This window comes from Bradyrhizobium sp. LM2.9, assembly GCF_054056555.1.
Genome location: NZ_JBSRYJ010000002.1, coordinates 99765 through 124730, shown reverse-complemented (window position 1 = coordinate 124730; position 24966 = coordinate 99765). Strand labels below are relative to the sequence as shown.

Sequence of the window (24966 nt, the reverse complement as noted above, 5' to 3'; positions counted from 1 at the left end):
ACCTAGGAAATGCGTTTCGCTGGGATACAAGGCGGCCTAAACTGAACCAATAGTCAGACTTTCCAAATGATCCCAGAACCCGCACCCACCGTCCGAGAGCTTCTCGCCTTCTATCTGGAGGCTGGAGTCGATTGCGCGCTCGCGGAGGAACCGACCGACCGCCTGGCGGAATTGGATACCCCGTCTCCGGCCCCGCGTGCGCCACCTCCGGTCGAAGCACCGCGACCGGTGGCCGTCCCCGCGGTGATACGCGGCGAGACCGCACCCGCGCCCGACATCGCGATCGCCTCGGCGCGCGAGGCTGCGCGCACCGCGCCGACGCTGGAGGCGCTACGCGAGTTGATGCAAAGTTTTGACGGCTGCGCGCTAAAACACACGGCGACGCGGTTGGTGTTCGCCGACGGCAATCCGCAGGCGCGCATCATGTTCGTCGGCGAGGCACCGGGCCGCGACGAGGACATCGAGGGGCTGCCCTTCGTCGGGCGCAGCGGCAAGCTGCTCGATTTGATGATAGGAGCCATAGGCCTCAACCGCACCACCGCCTACATCGCCAACGTGATTCCGTGGCGGCCGCCCGGCAACCGCACGCCGACACCGCAGGAGACGCAAATCTGCCTGCCCTTCATCCAGCGCCAGATCGAGCTGGTGAATCCGGATGTGCTGGTGACGCTCGGCAATCCCGCGACGCAGACGCTGCTCTCGACCCGCGAAGGCATCATGCGCACCCGCGGCCGCTGGTTCGACTACGAGACGGGTGGCCGCACCATCCGCGCGCTGCCGACCTTCCACCCGGCCTATCTGTTGCGCTCGCCTTCGTACAAAAGGCTGGCTTGGCAGGATCTGCGGGCGATTGCGAAGATCCTGGCGGGATAGTCCTCTCGTGTCCCGGACGCGATGCAGCGCGATAGCGCTGCTTCGCAGAGCCGGGACCCAGACTGCTGCAACATGGGCCCCGGCTCTGCAGCGCATCACTTCGTGCTGCGCAGCGTCCGGGGCACGAGCGCAGTCTAACCCCCCTTCGGCCGCACGATGGCCCAGCCGATACGCAGGAGCTGCTGGCGTCCGGTCACCAGCCATTCGAAGGCGCGCGGCACTTCCGGGACGATGCCGGGAAAGCGCGCCAGGATTTCCGGCGGTGGGGTGCCGGCGGTATCGGAGGCGCGCCAGACCACGACGCCGCCGGTCTCGCTGAATTTGGCCTGATTCATCCACGGCGTACGCGCGGGCTCGGCATAGATGAAGAGATGCGGCCGGCCGGAATGCAGCGTGATCAGGCTCGCAAGTTGTGTCTCGCCGGCGACCGCGCGCAGGCGATGATTGGTGCGGCGGGCAAAGCTTTCGTCGAAGAAGTCCGAAATCGCCCGCGCCGGCATCGAGGTCGCGATCTCGTTGGCACCGGTCCAGGGCAGGAACAGGACGGCGAGCACGACGCCGATTGCGGGCGCCACGACGGCGCCGGCCCACACCATCCGCAGCATCTTCGCCCGGCGCATCGCGATGAGATCACCGGCCATCACGACCACGGCAAGCCCCGATATGACCAGCACGACGCCGGCGCCGCCGACGACGGCATCGAGGCCCAGCAGGCCGGAGATCAGCACCGCGCCGAGCGCTGGCGCCAGCGCGAAGAAATAGACGAAGTTGCGCGCGAGCGGCTCGACCGGCGGCCGGTAGATGATCGGCGCCTCCTCGCTCCTGGGAACGAACAGGCCGGTGTTGAGGATCGTCAGCGCCGGGATCGCCGCCGCGCCGAGCAGGAGCCCTCCGAGCAGCCAGCCCGCGTGCAGCGCGCGGGCATTGAGTTCGGCGACCTCAGGCCAAGCCGGCAGGACGAGCGCCTCGGCGCGCATCAGCCAGACCGCATAGGGCAATGCCAGCACGGCGACGACCACCAGCGCAAACAGCGGGTCGAATGCGCGCAACGTGCGGCGGCCGCCCGCGGTTGCGAGCGCGAAGGCGATAAGCAGCAGCAGGAGGAAGATCGCCGCGGGCGTCGTCAGCAGCAGGAGGCCGGCCTCGATCGACCAGGCGAACCAGGCATTGCCGCGGCGCTGGCCGATGATCTGCCAGGAATGCAGCAGCAGCAGTGCCCAGAGCGGCCGCGCCAGCACAAGGGGCCCGAAGTCGAGTGCGGGCGACGAGAAGGCCAGCATCGTCATGGTCAGCAGCACGGCCAGCACCGCCTGCTGGGGGCCGACCACGGCGCGGGACAGATGATAGAGCGTAATGAAGGTTGCGATCCCGCAGAACTCGGCCAGGACGTAGACGCCGAACACGTGGCCGCCGGCGGCGCGATAGGCGATGTCGGCGAGCCAGACCGGCAAGGGCGGGCCCAAATCAGTGCCGACCTGGTATTCGCGGCCGAAGGCCAGCAGCGTCGCGAGGCTGCCGGGCGGGCTGCGATAGAACGCCAGCGCCACGAACAGCCACATCGCGGCCTGGAGCAGCACGGCGATCCACACGATCAGCCGCGGCCGGGCGCGAATGAGCTCGATAACCAGGGAGGTAAACCGCATGCAACGTCCGAAAGATGCAGCCAACCCGTCCAGCCGGCCCTATTCGCTCACGACTGTTTTGATAGAGGGCGCTGCGCGTCGTGGCAACCGAGTCTGGTCTAGAGATTTGCCGACGCGTCCACTTCCAGGCTGGTGTCCACCTGCACCTCGATCTCGGTCACCGCAAACAGGTCCTGCGCCGGCTCAACCGTCCAGGGCATGTGCTTGGCGCGGGCGGCGACGACGGGGGCAAAGAAGCTGCGGTGGTGGACGGTGGGGCCGAGGCGGTTGAGCGCGTCGAGGTGCTCGGGAACGGCGTAGCCCTTGTGCTGCTCGAAACCGTAGCCGGGGCAGTCCTGCGCCAGCGCGCACATCAGGCGGTCCCGCGTCACCTTGGCGACGATCGAGGCCGCCGCGATCGACAGGACGATGCCGTCGCCGCCGATCACGGCCTCGCAGTCGCATTCGGTATCGAGCCGGTCGCGGCCGTCGACGAAGACGTGGCGGGGCTGCTCGGGCAGCGCCACCACGGCGCGCTTCAGCGCCCACAGCGAGGCGCGCAGGATGTTGTCGCGGTCGATGCGGGAGCGCGAAGCGACGGCGACCGAGACCTGCGCGGTGGCGCAGATCTTGTCGAACAGCTTTTCGCGCGCCTCGGGCGTCAGGCGCTTGGAATCGTCGATGCCGCGCGGGATGCGGTCGGGATCGAGAATCACCGCAGCCGCCACCACAGGACCGGCCAGCGGCCCGCGGCCGGCCTCATCGCAGCCCGCGACCGGCCAGATCCCGCACTTGAACAGCGCGCGCTCGCGGCGGAAGCTTGGGGGAACGATGATGGCGCTTTTTCCGCCGGCCAGCGCCTTGGCCAATTTTTTGGGCGCAGCTTTCTTGTTACTGGGCGCAGCCTTCTTGGGCGCACCTTTGGCCGGCTTCTTGGCGGATTGATCCCGAATCATGGCCGGGATCGTGCGCAAGCGGCGTGGCCTGCGCAACCGGGAACCTCGGACAATTCCCGTTATTTAGGGTCAGCCGCCCTATTCCGCCAGATGCACCCGCCGGTCCTCGCCGACCTCGATGCCTGGCGCGACCACGACCTCCCAGGGATGGCCGTCAGGATCGGCGAAATAGCCGGAATAGCCGCCGTAGTCGGTCTGATGCGCGGCCTTCAGCAGCGCGGCTCCCTTGCTGAGGGCGAATGCCAACACCGCGTCCACCTCCTCACGCGCGCGACAGTTCCATGCGAGCGTCATGCCGCGGAACGTCGATGGCCTCGGAGTATCGGGCAATATGGCGTCGGCCGCGAGCTGATTCCAGGGAAACAGCGCAAGCACCGGACCGCCGGTGTCATAGAACGCAGCGGCCTCACCGGTCACCTTCAGCCGGCGCGAAAACCCGAGCGCGTCGTAGAAAGCGATGCTGGCGCGGATGTCGCTGACACCCAGCGTGATGACGGTGAGCCGCGGGATAGGAGCTGGCAATTCCTTACTCATACAACACCTCGTCCACTTCGTCGCTCAGAACAGGCTGAGCTGATCGCCGTTCCGCTTCGGTTTGGCAAAATGATCCGTCGTCAGCTTGGAGCGCCGTTTGTTCAGCCCCAGCCTGTCGCAGGCGATCTCGAAGCGGCGGCCGATGGTCCAGGCCATCGGGCCGGTGCCCTTCATCCGCTCGCCCCATTTCGCGTCGTAGTCGCGGCCGCCGCGCATGTCGCGGATCAGCGTGAAGACGTGGCGGTAGCGGTCCGGATAGTTCGCCATCAGCCATTCACGAAAGAGATCGCGTACCTCAAGCGGCAACCGCAGCAGCACGTAGGAAGCTTCCTTGACGCCAGCATGGGCGGCGGCATCCAGGATGCGCTCGATCTCGGAATCGTTCAGCGCGGGGATCACGGGCGCGACCATGACGGTGGTCGGAATGCCGGCCTCCGAGAGCTGCTTCAGCGCCTCCAGCCGCTTCGGCGGCGTCGATGCCCGCGGCTCCATGGTGCGCGCGAGCTTCGGATCGAGCGAGGTCACCGAAATCCCGACCTTGGCGAGGTTGCGCTTGGCCATGCGCGCGAGAATGTCGATGTCGCGGGTCACCAGCGCCGACTTGGTGACGATGCCGACGGGATGGCCGGCGCGTTCCAGCACCTCCAGAATGCCGCGCATGATCTTGCGGTCGCGCTCGATCGGCTGATAGGGATCGGTGTTGGTGCCGATCGCGATCATCCGCGGCTCGTAGCCGGGCGCAGCAAGCTCCTTCTCGAGCAGCGCCGGTGCCTCAGGCTTCACGAACAGCTTCGATTCGAAGTCGAGCCCCGGCGACAGGCCGAGATAGGCATGGGTCGGCCGCGCGAAGCAATAGACGCAGCCGTGCTCGCAGCCGCGATACGGATTGATCGAGCGATCGAACCCGATGTCGGGAGAATCGTTGCGGGTGATCACTTTGCGCGAGGTGTCGACGCCGACGGTGGTCTTGAACGGCGGCAGCTCTTCCAGGCTCTGCCAGCCATCGTCGAAGGCGACGCGCGCCTCAGCCTCGTACCGGCCGCTGGCATTGGATTGGGCGCCCCGCCCTCGCCTGCGCTGCTTGTCGATGGCGACCGCAAGCTCAGGGAAAGCAGAAGGCGCACCCGCCGGCTCGGAGGGCGCCGTGACCGGCGGGTGCTTGAGAGCATGAGAGGATGCTGGACTCATGAAGCCAAGATAGCATGCCGAAGGAACAAATCAAGAACACAAACAAAAAACTGAAAAACAACCCCATGCACAGTAACCGCCCAAATTTCGGGCGGGCGCCTTTGACCTCGCGCAACACGCCAGTTCCGACGACTTCGTTTGATGCCGGTCAGGGATCAATCGCCGCAGATCGATGTTGGTGACAATCGCTGGGTGAAGGTCGGCAAGAACATGACAAATCGAAGACAATCGCCTGCGGCGAGCAGCGACCTCGGCCTCCTCGATCGCTACTGGCGCGCTGCGAACTATCTCTCCGTCGGGCAAATCTACCTGCTCGACAACCCGCTGCTGCGCGAGCCCTTGCGGCCCGAGCACATCAAGCCGCGTTTGCTCGGCCATTGGGGCACGACGCCGGGTTTGAACTTCATTTATGCCCATCTCAACCGCGTCATCCGCGCGCTGGACCTGAGCGTGATCTATGTCTGCGGTCCCGGCCACGGCGGCCCCGGCATGGTCGCCAACACCTATCTCGAAGGCAGCTACAGCGAGATCTATCCCGATATCGCACGCGATACGGACGGATTGCGCAAGCTGTTCAGACAGTTCTCCTTCCCCGGCGGCATTCCCAGCCACGCGGCGCCGGAAACGCCGGGCTCGATCCATGAAGGCGGCGAGCTCGGTTACGCGCTGGTGCATGCCTATGGCGCGGCCTTCGACAATCCCGACCTGATCGTCGCCTGTGTCGTCGGCGACGGCGAGGCCGAGACCGGCCCGCTCGCAGCGTCCTGGCACTCCAACAAGTTCCTCAATCCCGCCCATGACGGCGCGGTGCTGCCGATCCTGCATCTCAACGGCTACAAGATTGCCAATCCGACCGTGCTCGGGCGGATGCGCGATGAAGAGATCCGCGATCTCTTCCACGGGCTCGGCCACGAGCCGCTGTTCGTCGAGGGCGACGATCCCAAATTGATGCACCGGGCCATGGCGGACGCGCTCGACGTCGCGCTCGCCGGCATCCGGTCGATCCAGCAGCACGCCCGAGACGGCCGCAAGAGCGTCGAACGTCCGCGTTCGCCGATGATCGTGCTGCGCAGCCCGAAGGGCTGGACCGGCCCCAAGGAGGTCGACGGCAAGAAGGTCGAAGGTTTTTGGCGTGCACATCAGGTGCCGGTCGCGAACTGCCGGGAGAATCCGGCGCATCTGAAGATTCTCGAAGACTGGATGCGCAGCTACGAGCCGGAAAAGCTGTTCGACGGGAGCGGCGCGCTCATTGCCGAGCTCCAGGCGCTCGCGCCCGAAGGCAATCGCCGCATGGGCGCCAATCCGCACGCCAATGGCGGCCTTCTGAAGAAGGAGCTGAAGCTGCCGGACTTCCGCAGCTTCGCAGTGGACGTGCGAGCGCCCGGCGGCGTCATGGGGGAAGCAACGCGCGAGCTCGGCAAATTCCTGCGCGACGTCATCCGCCTCAACGCGCAAGAGCGCAACTTCCGTATCATGGGTCCGGACGAGACCGCGTCAAACAGGTTAGACGCGGTGTTCGAGGCGACCGAACGCGTCTGGATGGAGCCGATCGAATCTTACGACGTGCATCTCGCGCAGGATGGCCGCGTGATGGAGGTACTGAGCGAGCATCTCTGCCAGGGCTGGTTAGAGGGATATCTGCTCACCGGACGGCACGGCTTGTTCTCCTGCTACGAGGCCTTCATCCACATCGTGGATTCCATGTTCAACCAGCACGCCAAATGGCTCAAGGTGACGCGGCATCTCGCATGGCGGCGCCCGATCGCCTCGCTCAATTATTTGCTGACCTCGCATGTCTGGCGCCAGGACCACAACGGCTTCAGCCATCAGGATCCCGGCTTCGTCGATCTCGTCGCCAACAAGAAGGCCGACATCGTCCGCATCTACTTCCCGCCTGATGCCAACACGCTGCTGTGGATCGCGGACCATTGCCTGCGCACCTATGATCGCATCAACGTGATCGTCGCCGGCAAGCAGCCGGCGCCGCAATGGCTGTCGATGCAGGAAGCGGCCACGCATTGCGATGCCGGCATCGGCATCTGGAGCTGGGCCGGCACGGAAGACGTGGGACAAGAGCCCGACGTGGTGATGGCCTGCGCCGGTGACGTGCCGACGCTGGAAACGCTCGCCGCGGTCGACCTCCTGCGCAAGGCACTGCCCGACCTGAAGATGCGCGTCGTCAATGTCGTCGACCTGATGACCCTGCAACCTCGGGAGCAGCATCCGCACGGCCTCGACGACCGCGACTTCGACAGCCTGTTCACGCGCGACAAACCAGTGATCTTCGCCTATCACGGCTATCCTTACCTGATCCACCGTCTCACCTACAACCGCACCAACCATGCCGGCATGCATGTGCGCGGCTTTGCCGAGGAAGGCACCACCACCACGCCGTTCGACATGGTCGTGCTCAACGGGCTCGACCGCTATCACCTCGCGATCGAGGCGATCGAACGTGTGCCTGGGCTCGCCGCCAAGGCGGCGCAGGTGAAGCAGCAATTCCGTGACAAGCTGATCGAGCATTCGCGCTATGTGCGCGAGCACGGCGAGGACATGCCGGATGTCCAGGGCTGGGTCTGGCCGAACAGCGCAGGCGGCAACACTCCGGCGGAGGCAGGCGACTGACAGCAGCCATGTCGAAAACGGTTCTCGTTCTTAATTCGGGATCTTCGAGCATCAAGTTCGGCCTGTTCGGCATGTCGGCGGCCGAGCCCACCCTGCTCTGCAAGGGCTTGCTCGACGAGCACGAGACCAGGCCGCGACTCGTCGTGAAGAGCCCCGCGGGCGACGATCTGTTCGAGAAGCAGAGGAAAGCATCGGATCCGGACAGCGATCATCTTTTCGCCGACGTGCTGGGCTTCATCGAGAACCGGTTTGGCGACCGCCGCTTGGTCGCCGTCGGCCACCGCATCGTCCATGGCGGCCTGGACTATTCCGGTCCGGTCGAGCTGACGGACGATGTCTACGCGAAGCTGGAGGCGCTGACGCCGCTTGCCCCGCTGCACCAGCCGCGTTGTCTGGAGCCGGTCCGCACCATCAAGGCGATCCGGCCGGCGCTGACGCAGATCGCCTGTTTCGACACCGCCTTCCATCACGGCCTGACGCCGCCCGCGAACCGATTCGCCATCCCGAGGCGCTATGAAAAGCGCGGCGTCCGGCGCTACGGATTTCACGGCCTCTCATTCGAATATGTCGCGGGGCGTCTCGCTGCGACCGCGCCGCAGCTCATCACAAAGTGCACGGTCATCGCACATCTCGGCAACGGCGCAAGCCTGTGCGGCTTGCGCGATGGCCGCAGCATCGACACCACGATGGGCCTGACGCCGCTCGACGGTCTGGTGATGGGCACGCGCTGCGGCACGATCGACCCCGGCATGCTGCTCTATCTGCAACAGCACGAGAAGATGTCGGTCGAAGATGTCCAGCGCCTGCTCTATCACGAGTCAGGCTTGCTCGGCGTCTCCGGCATCTCCTCGGACATGCGCGTGCTGCTTGCGAGCGGCGAGCCTGCGGCGCGGGAGGCGGTCGAGCTCTTCACGTTCCGCGCGGCGCAGCAGGTCGCGATGATGGCGACCACGCTCGGCGGCCTGGACTGCCTGGTCTTCACCGGCGGCATCGGCGAGCACGCCAAGGAAATCCGCAGCGCAATCGCCGAGCGTCTCGGCTGGCTCGGTGTGCGCGTGGATGCCGCGGCGAATGACGAGGGATGCGAGCGTATCAGCAGTGGCGATAGTACAGTCGATGTCTTCGTCATTCCAACGAACGAGGAACTGATGATCGCACGGCATTGTGCGGCGGTGCTGCGACAAGAAAATCACATTTGAGAGTACGTGGCAGGGCAATCTTTTCGTAGCCCATCCTTCGAGACGCCCGCCGTTGGCGGGCTCCTCAGGATGAGGTCCTGCTCCGCGGCGAAATCTTAGACCCTCATGGTGAGGAGCGCCGCCCTACGGCGCGTCTCGAACTATAAGGCCAAGGACGCTCGCAGAGTCAGTGCGTCCCCGACCAAATCTGGAAACAGCCGATCGCAACCTCGATCACGATCAGAACCACCACCGCGATTTCGAGGCGGAGCGAGCGCTGGGTGTCGATGATGTCGGTGAGCGCGTTGGCAGTCTCGGACACGGCGGTGAGCTTGCGCTCGAGCGTGTCGAGGCGCTCCTTCAGTTCATACTCGTCTTCCAGGCGGGCATAGAGCCGGTCGAGCTCGGGCTTCTCCCAAAGCACGTCCGGCTTCTCGGCCACCGCAACACGGCCGGCGACGCGCTGCTGGACCAGAAGCGCATTGCCGATCAGTTGCAGGATGCCCTTGCGCCGGGGCGGTGTGCGGCCCTGCTCGGCGAGCTTGCGCGCAAAGGGCTCGATCACGTCGAAGACCGCGGCGACACGCCGCTCGTCGCGCGCAAGCGAGGTACTCTTGGCGAGCGCGTCCGCGATCAGCAGCAGCCGGTCGTCGGAGAATTTGGCGAGGCAGATCGGGCCGCCCGGCTGGATCGCCTCGGCGCTTTCGTCCTTGCAGAGCTGCGCCTGCGCGATCTCCTCCTCATAGGGGCTGAGCTCGCCGGTCACGCGGGGCTTCAGGCTGTCGATCAGCACCTTCTCTTCCGAAGGGAGGAGGCCGATCAGCACCACGACGCCGTAGCGGAAGATCACCGCAAGGCCGGCATGGACGCGGAAGGCGGCTGGCGTCGAGGAGACGGTCGCGCCTATCTCGAGGCCCGAGGGATTGATGCGTTCGCCCAGCATCACGGCGCGGATCCGCAAGATCGGCGCGCCGTCCAGCCTGGGAGAAGTTGCCGGCGTGTTAACAGCAAGTTGATCGGCGTTCATTCGAAGCCCCTCGTCAGCGGCGCGATTGCACGTTTTTTCCGTTCCCGCGCTGGTCAGCTATCGGATGCTCTTCTTGCAGGATTGCGAACGGCCTGCGCGTCGCGCAATGTTGCGGCAACCTCCGCACTAATACGGTCAAGCAAGGACGGCGCCGAAACATTCGGCAATATCGCCACCCCGCACGGGACATATTTGGAGCCGACGGCTCCAGCGGTTTACCATCGTAGACCGAAGCGCGGCCGAAAAGTTGCACTCGGCAACGCTGCATGTTTATGACAACATCATAATATAATTAGTTGCGCTTCTCCCGAAGTGCGGAGACTGAAGCCTCAATCATGCTAAGCGTCATCATTCCGACCGAAGGCGTCGAGCAGACGGCGGTCGCAACCCTGGCCGCGCTGGTACCCGGTGCCGCTGCGGGCATCATCCGGGAAGTCCTCCTGGTCGATGGCACCCGCAACGGCGTCATCGAGCGCGTTGCCGACGTCGCGGGCTGCCGTTTCATCGGCTTCGAGGGATCCTCGCAAGGCGCAGCCCTCGCCGCCGGCGCACTCCAGGCCCATTCGCCCTGGCTGATGTTCCTGCCCGCAGGCGCAGTGCTGGAAACCGGCTGGATCGAGGAAACCACCCAGTTCATCCAGACCGTCGCGTCCAGCGGCCGGGACCGTGCGGCCGTCTTCCGCTATGCGCGCTCGCCATACGCCGACGCCGGATTCCGCGACATCTTCCGGGCCGTGACGCGCAAGCTCATCGGCCCCTTCGGCGATCAGGGACTTTTGATCGCGCGTGATCACTACGACCGGATCGGCGGCTACCCGCCCCAGGCCCGCCGCCCCGAGGCACGGCTGCTGCGGCGGCTCGGCCGCTCGTCCCGGATCATGCTGCGCAGCCGGATCGTCATGGTCGGCTGAGGCCACCAGATACTTGCCAAAGTCAATTAATTGTTTGACAATGGCAAATATCGAGGTGACCCATGCCGTTCAACGGTACCGACGACCACATCGCAGCGGTCCGCGCCTTCAACCGCTTCTACACTCGCAAGCTTGGCGTGCTCGACCAGCACCTTGGAAAGAGCCCGTTCTCGCTCAGCGAGGCCCGCGTGCTCTACGAACTCGCGCAACGGGACGACCTTGCCGCAAAGGAGATCGGCAACGAGCTTGGCCTCGATCCCGGCTATCTCAGCCGCATCGTGCAAAGCTTCGACGAAAAGGGGGCTGATCACCCGCAGGCCCCTGCCCGCGGATCGCAGGCAATACCAGCTCAGTCTCACCGCTAAGGGCCGCCAGACCTTTGCCAAGCTGAACCTGGGCTCGCAAAATGAGGTCGCCGCAATGCTGGCTCAGCTTTCGGCCAGCGATGCAACGCGGCTCACGCAGGCCATGGCGACCATCGAGGCTGTGCTGGAGCAACGTCGAAGCCAGCCCGCGGCTTTCATGCTGCGCAGCCATCGCGTCGGTGACATGGGCTGGGTCATCTCCCGGCAGGCCGCCGCCTATGCGGCCGACTACAACTGGGATATCAGCTACGAGGCCCTGGTCGCCGAGATCTGCGCACAGTTCATCAAGGGCTATGACGCCGCGCGCGAGCACTGCTGGATTGCGGAAGTGGGTGGCGAGCCGGTCGGCTCGATCTTCCTGGTCAAGGCCACGGACGAGATTGCGAAGCTGCGCCTGTTGCAGGTGGAGAAGAAAGCGCGGGGACTCGGCGTCGGCCCGCGCGCTGGTCGAGCAATGCATCCAGGGCGCACGCGAGAGAGGCTACAGCAGGATGACGCTGTGGACCCAAAGCATCCTGGTCGCCGCGCGTGGCATCTATCAAAGTGCAGGCTTCAAGCTCGTGAAGGCAGAGAAGCACCACAGCTTCGGTGCCGATCTGATCGGCGAGACTTGGGAGCGGGATCTCTGATTATTCGCAACGAGCGAGATGCAAGTAAATGTGCCCGTGCGGATGGACCCTCATCCGGCGCTTCGCGCCACCTTCTCCCACAAGGGGGAGAAGAGCGCGACTACACCGTCGCGCCCTGGGCCTTCGGGCGGCGCAGGTGTTCGTCCAGCCGCGGCATGATCTCGACGAAATTGCAGGGACGCGTGCGGTAGTCGAGCTGGGCCTTGAGAATACCGTCCCAGCCGTCGCGGCAGGCTCCGGGCGAGCCGGGCAAGCAGAAGATGTAGGTCGCGCCAGTCACGCCGGCGGTGGCGCGGCTCTGGATCGTCGAGGTGCCGATCTTGGCGTGGCTCAGCATGTGGAATGCGATCGAGAAACCGTCCATGCGCTTCTCGAACAAGGGCTCGATCGCCTCCGGCGTGACGTCGCGTCCCGTAAAACCGGTGCCGCCGGTGGTGATGACGACATCAACGCCCGCGTCCGCAATCCAGCCGCGGATGACGGCGCGGATCGCCTCGACGTCGTCGGTGACGATCTCGCGCGCGGCGAGATGATGGCCGGCCGCGAGGATCCGGTCGGCGAGCGTCTGGCCGGACTTGTCGTCAGCGAGCGCGCGCGTGTCGGAAACGGTGAGAACCGCAATGTTGAGCGGGATGAATTGTTTTGTTTCGTCGATGGACGCCATAGGATCTCATCTCCTTACCCAACCACCGACGTCATCCTGAGGTGCGCGCACTTGCGCGCCTCGAAGGATGGCCGGAGGCTCGCCATCCTCTAGGGCCCGTCGAAGAGGCGAGCACCTCAGGATGACGCCACTACTAGCTCATTACGACCCGCCACCGAACGTGTTGCAAGCCTGGACCGTGCCCTGCTGGTAGCCGGTCATGAACCACTGTTTGCGTTGCGCCGCCGAGCCGTGGGTGAAGGAATCGGGCACGACGCGGCCCGTGGCCTGGCGCTGCAGCGTGTCGTCGCCGATCGCGCTCGCCGTGGTGAGTGCGGCGTCAATGTCGCCCGGCTCCAGGAAGTTCGGCCGCTTCTTCGCCTCGCGATTGACCCAGACACCGGACAGGCAATCGGCCTGCAATTCAACCTTCACCTGGAGCGCATTCGACTCCGCCTTGCTGCCGGCCTGCTGCTGCAGTCGCGTCACGCGCGGAATGATGCCGAGCAGGTTCTGGATGTGATGGCCCGCCTCATGGGCAATGATGTAGGCGGTGGTGAAGTTACAGGCGGACTTGCCGGAGCAGCCGCGAAAACGTGTCTCGACCTCGCGGAAGAAACCGGTATCGAGGAAGATGGTCTTGTCGGGCGGACAATAGAACGGTCCCCATTGCCGACTCTGCCCGGCCGCAACGGCCGCCATTGGTGACGTTGCGGAACAACACGACCTTCGGACCGGTGTAGGACTGGCCCGAAGCCTGGAAGATCTCGCTCCAGCGATCGTCGATCTCGCCGAGGATGCCGGAGATCATGCTGCCCATCTCGTCGGTCGGCGCGCCACGCTTGGCGTTGGAGGACGACTGGCGATCGGTCTGGTAGGACGGCGCCTGACCGCCGCCGGTGAGGATTTCGGCGCCGCCGATCAGGATGCGCGGATCGATGCCGAAGGCGTAGCCGACCAGGCCGAGCACGATGATGGTACCGATGCCGAGCCCGCCGCCGCCCATGGGGAGACCGAATCCGCCTCCTCCACCGCCCCCGCCACCATCGTCGCGACGATCCTCGATGTCGTCGCTGCGGCGGAAATCATCGTAGCGCATGGCGGCTTCCCTCGGTCCTGGATGGCATCATTTGGGCGCAAGAAAGCTCAACGCGCCACACACGTAAAATTTCCATGGCGTTAATCAATATCCCGCTCGGCAATTATTGCCTAGTGCGACAGCATGGCCATGGCAGCAATATTTTCCGGGCGTCGTGCAATTTTCTCCGAGAGAAATTTGAAGTCTTTTGGCACTCCGGCCGCTCTCGCAACACGAAGAAACGCGAAATGCGCTGTAAAACACGGCTAAAGCGTGCAGCAAACCACGCGCGACGCACGACGCGACGACTGCTCGCGAAAGCGCCGGGTTAAGTCGATTTTTACTTTGCCGCTGCAATGTAACGGTCAGTCGGTTGTTTGGTCCCGCGTCGCCGACAGCGTCGCCTGAGTCAGAGTTCTTGAGTCATGGTAGAGTCGCGTCGCGGGGCGTCTGCAAGGGCGCCCCGCACAAATTTTGAATCTCCTTCGCACAGCATCGTCCTCGGCGATTGCGTCGCCGAGATGTCGAAGCTTCAGGCTGGTTCGGTCGACCTGGTGTTCGCCGATCCGCCCTACAATCTCCAGCTCAAGGGCGATCTCAAACGCCCCGACGAATCCCATGTCGACGCCGTCAACGACGACTGGGACAAGTTCGATTCGTTTTCCGCCTATGACGATTTCACCCGCGCCTGGCTGCTTGCCGCCCGCCGCGCGATGAAGCCGTCGGCGACGATCTGGGTGATCGGCTCCTATCACAACATCTTCCGCGTCGGCGCGGTCATGCAGGACCTCGGCTTCTGGCTCCTGAACGACATCGTCTGGCGCAAGACCAATCCGATGCCGAATTTCCGCGGCCGCCGCTTCACCAACGCACACGAGACCATGATCTGGGCCGCGCGCGACGAAAAGGCCAAGGGCTACACGTTCAACTACGAGGCGCTGAAGGCCGCCAACGAGGACGTGCAGGCACGGTCCGACTGGCTGATCCCGCTCTGCACCGGCGAGGAGCGCCTCAAGGGCGCCGACGGCAAGAAAGTACATCCGACGCAGAAGCCGGAAGGCCTGCTCGCGCGCGTGCTGCTGTCGTCATCGAAGCCCGGCGATCTCGTGATCGATCCCTTCAACGGCACCGGCACGACGGGCGCGGTCGCAAAGCGCCTCGGCCGCTCCTATATCGGCTTCGAGCGCGACAAGACCTATGCGAAAGCGGCCCAAGCGCGCATCGCCGCGGTCGAGCCGCTGCCGGAGGCGAGCCTTGCCCCGTTCATGACCGCGCGCGAAGCGCCGCGGGTGGCGTTCTCCGAGCTGATCGAGCGCGGCATGATCATGCCCGGCACGAAACTGTTCGACGCCAAGAAGAAGCTCGGCGCACTGGTGCGCGCCGACGGCGCCATCATGTTCGGCGACAAGGTCGGCTCCATCCACCGCATGGGCGCGGTGGCGCAAGGTGCGCAAGCCTGCAACGGCTGGACCTTCTGGCACATCGAGACCAAGAAGGGTCTCAAGCTGATCGACGAACTCCGCGCCGAAATCCGCGCCGGCATGGCGGCCGGGTAGGCTTCCCGCGATCTTGAAGGGTGGGCAAAGCGAATCGTGCCCACCATCCCTGTCAATCCGAACCGAAGCAGTGCTGGTGGGCACGGCGCTTTGCGCCTTTGCCCACCCCACGGCGTCTTGAATGACGTGACGGCCGGGACTAGATTTGAGAAGTTAGTCCCGACCGGTCGGCTCCCATGCGACGACAGTCCGAGACATTGCTGCTGCTACCGCTACTGCCGATCTTCCTGGTCGGCATGTTTCCGATGTTCCTGATCGCGCTGCTGGGCTTCTTCGGCCTCGCCTTGTTCGGCGTGCTCGTGGTCTGCGTCGGGCTCGCCAGCAGCAACGAGGCACACGACAATTTCAATCATGACGTCATCGTTCACGGCAACGCGCGCGGATCTGAGCGCAAGGCGCGGGCCTCCGACATGCATATCGCCACGCGACTCGGGCTGCGCCTGGAGGCTGTGGGCGCGGCGATGGTCATTACGGCGGCGATTGGCCTTTGTTACGCCGGCTGATCTGCGTGGCGCGCAGACACCGCCCGGCAAACTCGCCGGTTGCTCCCACCGACAAGGTTCAGGCAAGAGAAGGCCGTCAGCGACAGTGACGCTGCCTCCGCTCTCGGCCACCAAACACTGGGGAGACGCCCGATGCTCAAATTCTATTTCAACGGTTCGCCGAACCCGACCAAGGTCGCGCTTTATCTCGAAGAGTCCGGCCTGCCCTTCGAGCCGGTGAAGATCGACACCCGCAAGGGCGAGCAGTTCACGCCGGACTATCTGAAGATCAATCCGAACGGCAAGGTGCCGGCGATCGACGACAACGGCACCATCGTGTTCGATTCCAACGCCATCCTGCTCTATCTCGCCGAGACAACCGGCAAATTCCTGCCCGCCGCCAATTTTCGTGGCGAGACGCTGTCATGGCTGATGTTCATCGCCACCGGCGTCGGGCCCTATTCGGGTCAGGCCGTGCACTTCAAGCATTTCGCGCCGAAAGACCAGAACCACGACTACGCGCATAACCGCTATCAGTTCGAGACCGATCGCCACTACAAGATTCTCGACGGCCATCTCGCCAGCCGCCGCTATATGGTCGGCGACAGCTATTCGATCGTCGACATGGCGCTATGGGGTTGGGCACGGATGGTGCCGTTCAAGCTCGGCGACGACGCCTTTGCACGATACCCGAACGTGAAGCGGCTGGTGGACGAGGTCTCGGCGCGGCCCGCGGCGGCGCGCGCGATCGCGTTGAAGGACAAGTTCACCTTCAAGGCCGAGATGGACGACGAGGCCCGCGGCAACATGTTCAAGCACATGACGACGAAAGTGGCCTGATCGCGCGCCACGCCGCTATGCGAGGCCACGCGCATGCGCGTGGCCTTTTGCTTTGGACTCAGGCGGCGTGGACCGAGTTGAGGAACTTGGTGACCTCTTGCTTCAACCGGTTGCTGTCGGCCGACAGCGAGCGCGCCGCCGAGAGCACCTGCGAGGAGGCTGAGCCGGTCTCGGAGGCGCCGCGCTGCACGTCGCCGATGTTGGACGACACAAGCTGCGTGCCTTGGGCAGCCTGCTGGACGTTGCGGGAGATCTCCTGCGTGGCCGCACCCTGCTCTTCGACGGCAGCGGCGACGGTCGACGAGATCTCCGACAGCCGCTGGATGGTGCCGCTGATTTCCCTGATCGAGCCAACCGACTCCTCCGTCGCGGCCTGGATGCCCGAAACCTGCTGAGCGATCTCGCCAGTGGCCTTCGCGGTCTGCTCGGCGAGCGCCTTGACCTCCGAGGCCACCACGGCAAAGCCGCGGCCGGCTTCGCCTGCGCGCGCCGCTTCGATGGTGGCGTTCAGCGCCAGGAGGTTGGTCTGGCCGGCGATGGTGCTGATCAGTTCAACCACGTCACCGATGCGGGCCGCGGCCTTGGAAAGCTCGCCGACACGCGCGTTGGTCCTGCTCGCCTGACCGACGGCTTCGCCGGCGATGCGGGCCGATTCCTGTACCTGGCGCGCGATCTCCGTCACCGACGAGGACAGCTGTTCCGTCGCCGAGGCGACCGCCTGCACGTTGGCCGTGGCTTCCTGCGACGCGGAGGCGACTTCCGTCGATAGATCCTGGGCCCGCGAAGCGGTCGTGGTCAGGGTGCCTGCGGACGCCTCGAGCTCGTGCGATGCCGACGACACGGTGTCGACGATCTCGCCCACGGCCTGCTCGAACTGGTCGGCCAGTTTCACCATGTCGGCTTTGCGGCTCTCGGCCTGGCGCGCCTCGATTTCGGTCTGCTCATGGCGCAGGCGCTCGGTGTCGATCATGTTGGTCTTGAACACCTCGATCGCCTTGGCCATGTCGCCGATCTCGTCAGGCTTGCCGCGGCCGGGGATCGCGACCTCGAGATTGCCGCCGGCAAGCAGCCCCATCGCGCGCGTCATCGAGGTCAGGGGACCGACGATGCTGCGGGCGATCAGGAAGGCGACGATCAATCCAAACAGGATGGCAAGGCCGCCCGCGATCTCCTGCACGGTCGTCGTGCCGTCAATGACGGCTTCGGCCCTGCTGCGCGAATCCTTGTAGTCCTTCTTCAAGGCCGTTTCCGCGACCTTGAGCTTGGCGATACTGTCGACGATGAGAGGCGCGAGGTTCTTGTGGTAGATCTCGTCGGCCTGGAGCATCGCCGCCGACGTCGTCTCGAAGGCGGTTTTGTAGATTCCGAGCGAAGTCTTCACCGGGGCGAGCGTGGTTCGTAATTCGGTCGCCTGCGGGCTCTTTTCGATCGCTGCGAGCCGCTGCGACGCCCTGTCTACATTGGTTCTGAAGTTCGCGGGCCCCTTCACGTCGCGCAGGGCCAGGAAACGCCAGTTTGCGATCTGAACGAGAAGAAGCCTGGATTCGAGGTCGGCGACGAGGGACGCAGTGTCTTCATCGACGGCTGCGCGCGCCACATCGACCAGCTTGTTCATCTTGACGGTGAGCTCATCGCCGCTCGGCAGCAGCGTCGCCTTGCCGGTTCTCGCTTCGTTGACAGCGTCGCCGAGATTGTCACGCAGGCTTCGCATCTTGGCGATGTCGGCGATCAGATCATTGTAGAGCTTTCGGCGCTCCTCGGAGAGCGTGCCCTTCGCCCCGACCTGCAACAGCTCGGTCGCCGCGGCCTCCCGTTCCGCCGCCTCCCGCATTGCAGGCTCGTTGGCGTCATAAATGTATCGCAGATTGGCCCGCTGGATCGCCTGAAGATGGGTCGATATCTCCAGAACCCGTGCCGTGCTGTCCGAAAACGCCGAGGCCTTTGCGACCTGATCCTGCACGGTCCGTAAATTCCAGACGGCGACCACCGCCATTACGAGACCAACCGCCACCAAGGCCATGAAACCTGCGTACAGGCGTCCCCTGATCCGCAAACGAAAACTCGGCATTCCCACTGTCCACCCAGATGCATGTGAATTCGGGCGGACGAACAACTCCGGCGATCGTCACGGCCACCCCCGGCAGCCGCGCGTCACGCTTTACGCGACTCACGCTGCACTGCGACACAATGGGGGACACTCGTTAATTGATACCTTCAAATTTTTCGAGCGCGCATGCGTCAGATGGCACAACATCGCTGATTTTATCGGCAGGTTGAGCACGGTTTTGGCGCGAAGCCCGTAGCAGCGTGCAGGCCGCTGCAGCTTATCCGGACTGCGCCAGACCGACACGACCATCGCCGACGGGGCGGACGGCAGCGGTCGCCGGACGCGACGCCGCTCGACCGCTCAGCTCACGGCCGTTTGCGGATACGGGCCGAGTGCCTTCTCGGTCAGCACCGAGTCGCAATATTCCCGGATTTCCTTGATCTTGCCGTTATCGAGACGAAACACGAGACAATAGTCGTTGTCATAGCGCACCCCCTCGGGCGTGACGTTGTCGCCCTTGGCCTCCACGACGACGATGTCGCCGTCGGCAATGAAGCGGTGGGCGACCGTCCGTGTCCGGTCGACCAGACGAGTCCGCACATAGGCATGCAGATCGTTGAGGATCGCCTCTTTCCCAGCGAAGGTGCGCGACCAGGAGTACTGGCCGGTCACGACCCATCTGGCGTCGTCGGCAAGACTTGCGGTGAACAAGGCGCGGTCGCGCGCGACCGGATCGGAACTGGCGGCGGCCGCGAAAATATCCTGCATCAGTTTTTTGTTGGCACTTGCGCTCATGGCGGCATCTCCGTTGGTGAGAACACTGGGATCATCGCCGCGGGCTCTAAATTCTTCAAATCGATAGCGGATATGATATCTATTCGCGTCATGAATTTGAATTCGCTCGACCTCAACCTTCTGACCGCGCTCGACGCGCTCCTGCGCGAGGCCAGCGTCAGCCGCGCCGCCTTGCGGATCGGACTCTCGCAACCGGCGGCGAGCCATGCGCTGCAGCGCCTGCGCGACATCTTTGGCGATCCGCTCCTGGTGCGCACAGGCGCGCGGATGGAGCTGACGCCACGGGCGCAAGCCTTGCGCGCGCCGCTGGCGCAGGCGCTCGACCAGGTGCGCGGGCTGTTCGTGCCTGACGACTTCGACGCCGGCCGCAGCGAACGGCAATTCCGCCTGATGATGCCGGATCTCGCGGTTGAGCTCCTGATGCCGCCGTTGATGGAGAAGGTGACGCGCGTTGCGCCCAACGTCCGCATCGACATCGTGCCGTGGCGGGGACCTTCGATCTTCAACACCGAGTTCGCTCGCACCATCGATCTCGTGATCTCGATCGGCAACGCGTTCAAGGGCTTTCATCGGCAGCTGCTCTACACCGACAGCGATGCGTTGGCAGTGCGGCGCGGCCATCCCATGGCTGCGAAGCTGAAGCGGCGCGAGACATTCCTCGCCGCACGCCATGTCGGCGTCATCATCCGCGGCAGCGCAGAGGACCTGATCGACACCTGGCTGCGCACCAAGGGCATCGACCGGCACATTTCACTGGTGGTGTCAGGCTATCTCGAAGCGCTGCACGTCACTGCCCGCACCGACCTCGTTGCCTTCGTGCCGCGCCGGCTGATCGCGGCGCTGTCGAAGCAGTTCGGCCTCGTCACGGTGACGCCGCCACTCGACCCCGGCATCGACGAGCAGTTCATGTTCTACCCGACCCGCGCACAGATGGATCCCGGTTCGATCTGGTTGCGGCGGCTGATGCTGGAGACGGGACGGGAGTTGGAGAAGCGAAAGGCTTCTTAACATCGCAGTCCCATAGGGTGGGCAAAGCGAAGCGTGCCCACCCCTTCTGTTGTCGCGTGGAAGTTGGTGGGGCACGGCGCTTTGCGCTTTTGCCTGCCCTACAAGATCCTACGCCTTCTGCGCGTCCATCACCTTGCGCACGGCGGGGCGGTCGGACATGCGCTTAAAGTGATCGGCGATCTTCGGCGTTGCGTTGATGTCGACACTGTCGCCTTCAAGCCAGGTCGACAGGGTGTAGAGATAGGGGTCGCAGATCGTGTACTGCTCGCCCATCACCCAGGGCCCCTTGTACATCTTCTGCTCGATCAGGGAGAAGCACGCGCCCATGGTCTTCGGGATCATCTGCTTCATGTCGGCGAACGAGCTCTCTTCGCTCGCCCAGCGGGCGCCGCGCATCTTGTGGGCATGGTTGATGTGTACGGTCGAGCAGAGGTAGGAGTTGAACGACTGCACCTGGGCGAAGTCGAAGGGATCGTCCAGTGGCGCGAGCTTCGCCTTGGGGAAGGTCTGCGCAAGATAGGCCAGCATCGCCGGCGTCTCGGTCAGGACGCCGCGATCGGTCACCAGGGCGGGCACGCGGCCCTTCGGGTTGATCGCGAGATAATCCGCGCTGTTCTGCTGATTGGTCTTGAAGCTCAGCCGCTCGGCCGAATAGTCGGCACCGGCCTCTTCCAGGGTGATGTAGGTGGCGAGCGCGCATGTGCCGGTGGCGTAGTAGAGCTTGAGCATGTCTGACCTCATGGGAAAGCTGGAAAATAACGGCTGTCGCCCCTAAGGTCCATAGCACATCGTTCTCTTCGCAGTTGCCCACCGGCGCCCGCCTGTGCCAAGACGCCCCCAATTGGAGGGGTTTTCTCATGACCGTACTCATCGCCGGTGGCGGCATCGGCGGGCTGACGCTTGCGCTCAGCCTGCACGGAATCGGCATTCCCACGAAAGTGTTCGAGAGCGTCGCCGAACTGCGGCCGCTCGGCGTCGGCATCAACGTGCTGCCGCATGCGGTGCGCGAGCTGATCGAGCTCGGCCTGATGGACAAGCTCGATGCCAGCGGCGTGCGCACCCGCGAGCTTGCCTATTTCTCCAAGCACGGCAAGCCGATCTGGAGCGAGCCGCGCGGGCTTGAGGCCGGTTATCAATGGCCGCAATTTTCGATCCATCGCGGCACGCTCCAGCAGCTCCTGCTCGACACCGCGATCGAACGCCTCGGACGCGACAACATCCTGAACAGCCATCATCTGACCGGCTGGAGCGAAACCGCTGACGGCGTGCGCGCCGATTTCATCGACAAGGCGACCGGCAAGGCCGCGGGGACTTACGACGGCACGATCCTGATCGCCGCCGACGGCATCCATTCCGCCGCGCGAGAAAAACTCTATCCCGACGAGGGCCCCCCGATCTGGAACGGCCGCATCCTCTGGCGCGGCGTCACGCCTGCAAAAGCCTTCCTTACCGGCCGCACCATGATCATGGCCGGACATGAGGTCCTGAAATTCGTCTGCTATCCGATATCGAAAGAGCCGGACGCGGCGGGCAACCATTTGATCAACTGGGTTGCCGAGCGCCACATGCCGCCGACCTATCAATGGCGGCGCGAGGACTATAACCGCACAGCGCGGCTGGAAGAGTTTTTGCCCTGGTTCGAGAGTTGGCAGTTCGACTGGCTCGACGTGCCCGGTCTGATCAAGAACTGCCCGCATGCCTACGAATACCCGCTGGTCGACCGCGATCCGGTCTCGCAATGGACCTTCGGCCGCGTCACGCTGATGGGCGATGCCGCGCATCCGATGTACCCGATCGGCTCCAACGGCGCCTCGCAGGCGATCCTCGATGCGCGCACCATCACCCGCGAAATCCTGGCGCATGGCCCGACGCAGGCGGCGCTGCTGGCCTATGAGGCCGAGCGGAGGCCTGCGACCACCGACCTGGTCCTGCTCAACCGCAAGAACGGCCCCGAGCAGGTGATGCAGCTCGTCGAGGAGCGCGCGCCCGATGGCTACAAGGTCGTCACCGACGTGCTGTCGCAGCAGGAGCTGGAGAATATTGCCGCCAACTACAAGCGCGTCGCCGGGTTTCAGGTGGAGGCGCTGAATGCGAAGCCACCGATCGTCAGCGCGGGTGCGAAGCGCGTGGGTGGATAAGCCCTCACAAGTGGCGAGATGCGCGTTGATGTGCCCTCGCCCCTTGTGGGAGAGGGCAGCGACGCCGGTAGACGCAGACTCACTTGGGTGAGGGGGTTATCTCCACGCGTTCGTCCCTCACGATTTGAACGCGCGGAGAGATACCCCTCATCCGGCGCTTTGCGCCACCTTCTCCCGCAAGCAAGGGGAGAAGGGGTACCGCACGCGCGGCTAGATTATTTGCCGCACCACCCTCGCCGCCTCCAGCAGCCGCTCGCTCGCGGTCGCCGTCGCCAGCAGCGTGCCGTCTTCCGCCGTCAGCCGGGCCTCGACGAATGCGATCGTCTTGCCGAGCTGCGTCACCTTGGCCTCGCCGATGATCGGTCCGGGCTTTGCGGGCGCCAGGAAATTCACGGTCATGCTGATCGTCGTGGTGTAGAGCCGGCCCTCGCTCATCACCAGCACGGCGGGACCCATGGTGTCATCGAGCATGGCCGAGAGCATGCCGCCCTGGATGAAACCGGCCGGATTGCAGAACTCAGGCTTGCCGTCGAAGGCGAGCTTGATCCAGCCTTCCTCCGGGCGAGCATCGAGCAGGCGCCATCCGAGCAGCTCGGCGCAGGGCGGCCTCTTGAAGTTGTCGAGCGCGGTCTTGACCATGCGAACCCTCCGTTGCCCTGCGTGAGTAGCCCAGGGTTGCTGACAGCATGGTGTCAGCAGGATAGGTTCTAGCGACCCAATCCATGCGCAATCACCTTGCGCATGACATTGGGCAGCGCTTCGCCGGCCAAGGTCCCAATCGGAACCCAGCGCATCCCCTCGGGCGCGCGCGTGCGGGCCTCGGCCCTGGCCGTGTAGACCACCAGTTCCAGCGGAAAATGCGTGAAGACGTGGGTGACCACGCCGACCTTGCGCTGCCAGCGCGACAACCCCTTCAGCTCCGGCGCCTGCTGCTTCGCCTTGGCATCGTCCTGCCCGGCCAGCCAGGCCGAGCCCGGCACCTCGGTCATGCCGCCGAGCAGGCCCTTTTCGGGACGGCTGCGGACGAGAAGCTCGTCGCCGCGCGTGACGACGAAAGCCGCACCGCGCCGCAGCGCGCCGGTCTTCTTTGGCGCCTTGCGCGGAAACGTTTCCTGCGTTCCCAGCGCGCGCCCCGTGCAGTCCTCGTTCAGGGGGCATAACGAGCAGGACGGCTTTTTCGGCGTGCAGATCGAAGAGCCGAGGTCCATCAGCGCCTGTGCACTGTCGCCCGCGCGAGAATCGGCAAGCAGCGTCGCCGCCAGTTGCTGGATCAGCGGTTTTGCCTGCGGGAGCTCTTCTTCAACTGCAAAGAGCCGCGACACCACCCGCTCGATATTGCCGTCGACCGGCATGGTGCGGCGGTCGAAGGCGATCGCCGCGATCGCGGCCGCCGTGTAAGGCCCGATACCCGGCAGCGCGCGCAAGCCCTCTTCGGTGCCGGGAAAGGTGCCCCCATGCTCGCGCGTCACCGCAACCGCGCAGGCATAAAGGTTTCGCGCGCGCGAGTAATAGCCGAGCCCGGCCCACATCCGCAGCACGTCGTCCTGCGAGGCCCGCCCCAGCGCCGTGACATCAGGCCAGCGCGCGACGAACTTTTCGAAATAGGGCCCGACCGCCTTCACCGTGGTCTGCTGAAGCATGATCTCGGACATCCAGACACGGTAAGGGTCGGACGCCTCCCCGGGCGCAGCGCGCCAGGGCAATCGGCGCCGGTGGCGGTCGTACCAGGCAAGGAGCGCGAGCGGACGCGACGAGGTCTCCGGCTGGACTGGTTCCGATTTCGTCTTGAGGGCAGATTTTGGGCTCATGCTTTCACTGTAACGGCGTCAGGCCGATCTCTCCACGTCATGCCCGCGCTCGTCGCGGGCATCCACGTCTTTCTTCGCAGCGAGGAGCCTATGGGTCACGCCCCGGAGTGCTATAAGGGCGCATGTCCAAGCTTCGTCCCATCAAACCCGGTCCCATCAGCGCAAAGCCGCTCGCGGTCCTGCTCAACGACGTCTTTGCCGAGGCCTATGCCAAGCAGGGGTTTGCCGCGCGCGAACTGGTGACGCGGTGGGCGCAGATTGCCGGGCCGGAGATCGCGGCCCATGCCGAGCCGCTGAAGATGCAGTGGCCGCGCCCGGTCGAGGGCCAGCCGCAGGAGCCGGCGACGCTGGTGCTGCGGGTTGAGGGGCCGATCGCGCTGGAGATCCAGCACTCCGCCGACGTGATCCTGGAGCGGGTCAACCGCTTCTTCGGCTGGAGCGCGGTCGGCAAGCTGGCCTTCCGCCAGGCCCCGCTCTCGCGCGCCCGGCGGCCGGCACGCCCCGCCCCGCCGGACGCCAAATCGGTGGCCAAGGTGGCGGAGAGCCTGGGTGACATCGAAGATGAACAGCTCAAGTCGGCGCTGGCACGGCTCGGGGCCGCCATCAAGCGAAATTGAGCCTCATTCGGCTGCCAATCTGGACCCGTCCTTGTCGCTCGCCATT

Annotated in this window: 21 protein-coding genes and 2 pseudogenes; 11 read left to right on the top strand and 12 right to left on the bottom strand. The window is 64.7% G+C overall.

Annotated features, from left to right (window positions below; all coding sequences use genetic code 11):
* Positions 1 to 66 precede the first annotated feature (66 nt).
* Positions 67 to 873 (top strand): uracil-DNA glycosylase, encoded by an 807-nt coding sequence (locus ACVWW3_RS02140; protein ID WP_456651045.1) that lies wholly within the window; start codon positions 67 to 69, stop codon positions 871 to 873.
* 134 nt (positions 874 to 1007) lie between these two features.
* Here the strand turns inward: ACVWW3_RS02140 and ACVWW3_RS02135 are convergent, their stop codons facing one another.
* From ACVWW3_RS02135 to ACVWW3_RS02120, 4 genes are all read right to left on the bottom strand, one after another.
* Positions 1008 to 2516, bottom strand: a complete 1509-nt coding sequence (locus tag ACVWW3_RS02135) for a glycosyltransferase family 39 protein (protein ID WP_456671836.1) — start codon at positions 2514 to 2516, stop codon at positions 1008 to 1010.
* 98 nt (positions 2517 to 2614) lie between these two features.
* Complete coding sequence (locus ACVWW3_RS02130; protein ID WP_456671835.1) at positions 2615 to 3451, bottom strand: ribonuclease HII; 837 nt, start codon at positions 3449 to 3451, stop codon at positions 2615 to 2617.
* A gap of 78 nt (positions 3452 to 3529) precedes the next feature.
* On the bottom strand, positions 3530 to 3985 hold the full coding sequence (locus ACVWW3_RS02125) for a VOC family protein (protein ID WP_456651046.1): 456 nt from the start codon (positions 3983 to 3985) through the stop codon (positions 3530 to 3532).
* Between the two features lie 24 nt (positions 3986 to 4009).
* Positions 4010 to 5173, bottom strand: a complete 1164-nt coding sequence (locus ACVWW3_RS02120; protein ID WP_247340329.1) for a PA0069 family radical SAM protein — start codon at positions 5171 to 5173, stop codon at positions 4010 to 4012.
* Positions 5174 to 5383: 210 nt separating this feature from the next.
* Here ACVWW3_RS02120 and ACVWW3_RS02115 point away from each other — a divergent pair, with 210 nt between their 5' ends.
* Positions 5384 to 7798 carry a phosphoketolase family protein gene (locus ACVWW3_RS02115; protein WP_456652077.1) on the top strand — a complete coding sequence of 805 codons (2415 nt, stop codon included), beginning with the start codon at positions 5384 to 5386 and terminating at the stop codon, positions 7796 to 7798.
* 8 nt (positions 7799 to 7806) lie between these two features.
* Positions 7807 to 8997 carry an acetate/propionate family kinase gene (locus tag ACVWW3_RS02110; protein WP_456651047.1) on the top strand — a complete coding sequence of 397 codons (1191 nt, stop codon included), beginning with the start codon at positions 7807 to 7809 and terminating at the stop codon, positions 8995 to 8997.
* A 166-nt stretch (positions 8998 to 9163) separates the two neighbouring features.
* On the opposite strand, the gene ACVWW3_RS02105 is transcribed toward ACVWW3_RS02110, so the two are convergent.
* Positions 9164 to 10003, bottom strand: a complete 840-nt coding sequence (locus ACVWW3_RS02105) for an RMD1 family protein (protein ID WP_247340334.1) — start codon at positions 10001 to 10003, stop codon at positions 9164 to 9166.
* A 335-nt stretch (positions 10004 to 10338) separates the two neighbouring features.
* On the opposite strand from ACVWW3_RS02105, the gene ACVWW3_RS02100 reads away from it, so the two are divergent.
* Both ACVWW3_RS02100 and ACVWW3_RS02095 read left to right on the top strand, forming a co-directional pair.
* Positions 10339 to 10914, top strand: a complete 576-nt coding sequence (locus ACVWW3_RS02100) for a glycosyltransferase family protein (RefSeq protein ID WP_247340335.1) — start codon at positions 10339 to 10341, stop codon at positions 10912 to 10914.
* 62 nt (positions 10915 to 10976) lie between these two features.
* A pseudogene (locus ACVWW3_RS02095) lies at positions 10977 to 11908 on the top strand (bifunctional helix-turn-helix transcriptional regulator/GNAT family N-acetyltransferase).
* A 100-nt stretch (positions 11909 to 12008) separates the two neighbouring features.
* Here ACVWW3_RS02095 and moaB read toward each other — a convergent pair.
* Together moaB and ypfJ are read right to left on the bottom strand one after the other, a co-directional pair.
* Positions 12009 to 12572 (bottom strand): molybdenum cofactor biosynthesis protein B, encoded by a 564-nt coding sequence (gene moaB / locus ACVWW3_RS02090; protein ID WP_247340341.1) that lies wholly within the window; start codon positions 12570 to 12572, stop codon positions 12009 to 12011.
* Positions 12573 to 12788: 216 nt separating this feature from the next.
* A pseudogene (gene ypfJ, locus ACVWW3_RS02085) lies at positions 12789 to 13650 on the bottom strand (KPN_02809 family neutral zinc metallopeptidase); the annotation flags it as partial.
* A gap of 404 nt (positions 13651 to 14054) precedes the next feature.
* Here ypfJ and ACVWW3_RS02080 point away from each other — a divergent pair.
* From ACVWW3_RS02080 to ACVWW3_RS02070, 3 genes are all read left to right on the top strand, one after another.
* The gene (locus ACVWW3_RS02080) at positions 14055 to 15185 is read left to right on the top strand and encodes a site-specific DNA-methyltransferase (RefSeq protein WP_276000874.1); all 1131 of its coding nucleotides are present in this window, start codon (positions 14055 to 14057) and stop codon (positions 15183 to 15185) included.
* Positions 15186 to 15361: 176 nt separating this feature from the next.
* Positions 15362 to 15688, top strand: a complete 327-nt coding sequence (locus ACVWW3_RS02075) for a hypothetical protein (RefSeq protein ID WP_354105273.1) — start codon at positions 15362 to 15364, stop codon at positions 15686 to 15688.
* A 132-nt stretch (positions 15689 to 15820) separates the two neighbouring features.
* Positions 15821 to 16507 carry a glutathione S-transferase family protein gene (locus tag ACVWW3_RS02070; protein WP_456651048.1) on the top strand — a complete coding sequence of 229 codons (687 nt, stop codon included), beginning with the start codon at positions 15821 to 15823 and terminating at the stop codon, positions 16505 to 16507.
* Positions 16508 to 16565: 58 nt separating this feature from the next.
* Here the strand turns inward: ACVWW3_RS02070 and ACVWW3_RS02065 are convergent, their stop codons facing one another.
* Together ACVWW3_RS02065 and ACVWW3_RS02060 are read right to left on the bottom strand one after the other, a co-directional pair.
* A complete protein-coding gene (locus ACVWW3_RS02065; RefSeq protein WP_247340353.1) occupies positions 16566 to 18575 on the bottom strand; it encodes a methyl-accepting chemotaxis protein in 2010 nt (669 codons plus the stop codon).
* A 339-nt stretch (positions 18576 to 18914) separates the two neighbouring features.
* Positions 18915 to 19349, bottom strand: coding sequence for a nuclear transport factor 2 family protein (locus ACVWW3_RS02060; protein ID WP_456651049.1), 435 nt, complete (start codon positions 19347 to 19349; stop codon positions 18915 to 18917).
* A 90-nt stretch (positions 19350 to 19439) separates the two neighbouring features.
* On the opposite strand from ACVWW3_RS02060, the gene ACVWW3_RS02055 reads away from it, so the two are divergent.
* On the top strand, positions 19440 to 20357 hold the full coding sequence (locus ACVWW3_RS02055; protein WP_456652078.1) for a LysR family transcriptional regulator: 918 nt from the start codon (positions 19440 to 19442) through the stop codon (positions 20355 to 20357).
* 108 nt (positions 20358 to 20465) lie between these two features.
* On the opposite strand, the gene ACVWW3_RS02050 is transcribed toward ACVWW3_RS02055, so the two are convergent.
* Entirely contained in the window at positions 20466 to 21086 is a 621-nt protein-coding gene (locus ACVWW3_RS02050; RefSeq protein WP_354105268.1) for a glutathione S-transferase family protein, read from the bottom strand.
* A gap of 128 nt (positions 21087 to 21214) precedes the next feature.
* Here ACVWW3_RS02050 and ACVWW3_RS02045 point away from each other — a divergent pair, with 128 nt between their 5' ends.
* The gene (locus tag ACVWW3_RS02045) at positions 21215 to 22495 is read left to right on the top strand and encodes a flavin-dependent oxidoreductase (RefSeq protein ID WP_456651050.1); all 1281 of its coding nucleotides are present in this window, start codon (positions 21215 to 21217) and stop codon (positions 22493 to 22495) included.
* 210 nt (positions 22496 to 22705) lie between these two features.
* Here ACVWW3_RS02045 and ACVWW3_RS02040 read toward each other — a convergent pair whose 3' ends face one another.
* Both ACVWW3_RS02040 and mutY read right to left on the bottom strand, forming a co-directional pair.
* A complete protein-coding gene (locus tag ACVWW3_RS02040; protein ID WP_247440808.1) occupies positions 22706 to 23134 on the bottom strand; it encodes a PaaI family thioesterase in 429 nt (142 codons plus the stop codon).
* Between the two features lie 68 nt (positions 23135 to 23202).
* Positions 23203 to 24303: an A/G-specific adenine glycosylase gene (gene mutY / locus ACVWW3_RS02035; RefSeq protein ID WP_456651051.1), complete on the bottom strand. Its 1101-nt coding sequence runs from the start codon at positions 24301 to 24303 to the stop codon at positions 23203 to 23205.
* Between the two features lie 122 nt (positions 24304 to 24425).
* Between mutY and ACVWW3_RS02030 the strand changes: the two genes are divergently transcribed.
* Positions 24426 to 24920: a DUF721 domain-containing protein gene (locus ACVWW3_RS02030; RefSeq protein WP_247340360.1), complete on the top strand. Its 495-nt coding sequence runs from the start codon at positions 24426 to 24428 to the stop codon at positions 24918 to 24920.
* The last annotated feature ends 46 nt before the right edge of the window (positions 24921 to 24966 follow it).